Source organism: Streptomyces sp. NPDC048411 (genome assembly GCF_040704695.1).
In the GTDB taxonomy this organism is placed as follows: domain Bacteria; phylum Actinomycetota; class Actinomycetes; order Streptomycetales; family Streptomycetaceae; genus Streptomyces.
Genome location: NZ_JBEZKL010000297.1, coordinates 1 through 1,659 on the forward strand (window position 1 = coordinate 1; position 1,659 = coordinate 1,659).

The window sequence follows — 1,659 nt, forward strand, 5'->3', positions numbered from 1 at the left end:
CCGCACCAGTGTGGCCAGCGGCACCGGGCTGGCCGAGTAGCAGCGGTAGAAGGCGAGTTCGCCGCTGCTGCGGTTGCGGCGGACGAGCAGACTGCGGTGACCGGGCCCCTCGTCCGCCACCTCGGCCAGGGCCCAGTCGTAGAAGCGGTGCCCCTTGGCGCCGGCGCCTGCGGAGACCTTCTGCCAGGCCCGTTTCGGCAGTTTCTTGACCAGGGCATCGGCCCGCACCTTCCCCGCCCGGGTGGCGATCTGGTGGTCGCAGGCGACCGCGAGGACGTAGCCGGTCTGTCGGTCTTCCAAAGCGCCCCGCAGTTGCGGATTGCCTCCGTAGACCTCGTCTGCGGCCACCCAGAGGGCACGGACCCCGGCATCCAGGACCCTGTTGATCATGCGGACGGCGAGTTGGGGCTTCGTGGCGAAGCCGACCTCCTCGGGGATCCCAGCGGACCGGCAGCGGGCCGTGTCCGTGGTCCACGACCGCGGCACATACAGTTCCCGGTCGATTGCCGCGTGGCCCCGGCCGGTCGAGTAGGCGAGATAGACGGCGACCTGGCTGTTCTCGATCCGTCCGGCGGTACCGGTGTACTGGCGTTGCACACCCACTGTGGCCGTGCCCTTCTTCAGGTCACCGGTCTCGTCGACCACCAACACCGCTTCCTCATCGCACAGTTGCTCGACGACGAAGCCGCGCAGATCGTCACGGACCGCGTCGGCATCCCACTTCGCCCTCGACAGCAGATGCTGCAGGCCATACGGGGTCGCATCCCCGGCGTGTTCGGCCAGCGTCCAGCAGTTCTTGCGCGGCAGGTCGGACAACAGCCCGAGCACGAACGCCCGTGCACGGCGTCGCGGTTCCACCCGGGCAAACCGCCCCGCGATACGGCCCATCAGGACCTCGAACGTGTCCTGCCAACGGGCAGGATCTATGCTGTGACCTGCGGTCACCGCCTGATCTTCTGTCTTCACACACCGATGATCACCGGTGGCCGCACCTGTCGGCGACCTGGAGTAGCCAATGACCTCGCCCGGCCCCGTCACCCGCGACCTGCTCGAAACCTTTGACGACGTACGTTCCAGAACCTTCGCTCGCCTTGACGGCCTCACCGACGCCGAGTACCTCTGGGAGCCCGTCGCCTCGTGCATGACACTCCGGGCGGATGCGGATGGCGTGTTCCGTGCCGACCCACGGCCCACAGGCGATGTCCGCCCGGCGCCGTTCACGACGATCGCCTGGCGAATCTGGCACATCGGGGCCGACTGCCTGCGCGGCTACGGCCGCTTCTTCGAGGGCCAATCCCAGAGCGGCGACGACCGGCACCTGTGGCCGGGCACAGCGACCGAGGGCGTCCAGATGATGGCCAACGACTGGTCCCGATTCCGAACCCAGGTCGAGTCCCTCGGCGATGACCGTCTCCTCCAACCCATGGGTTCCCGCGCTGGCGTTTACGGTCACGAGAGCTACCTACTGCTGGCCCTCCACGCCTTGGACGAAGCCGCTCACCACGGTGCCGAAATCGGCGTCCTTCGCGACCTTTACCTTCACAGCTTCGCCGCGGAGCAAGGGCTGACGGCGACGTAGTCGGCACGGCGCTCTGACGCCTGCCACGCTCCTGACGCACAGCCAAGCAGCAAGATCACGATCTACAGCTGGAGTACTAG

At 67.6% G+C, this 1,659-nt stretch carries 2 protein-coding genes; one reads left to right on the plus strand and one right to left on the minus strand.

Features of this window, described 5'->3' with window-relative positions; genetic code table 11:
• A partial coding sequence (locus tag AB0915_RS39120) for an IS701 family transposase (RefSeq protein ID WP_366696166.1) occupies positions 1-888 on the minus strand: 888 nt, incomplete at its 3' end.
• A gap of 127 nt (positions 889-1,015) precedes the next feature.
• Here AB0915_RS39120 and AB0915_RS39125 point away from each other — a divergent pair.
• The gene (locus AB0915_RS39125) at positions 1,016-1,579 is read left to right on the plus strand and encodes a DinB family protein (RefSeq protein WP_366696164.1); all 564 of its coding nucleotides are present in this window, start codon (positions 1,016-1,018) and stop codon (positions 1,577-1,579) included.
• Positions 1,580-1,659 lie beyond the last annotated feature (80 nt).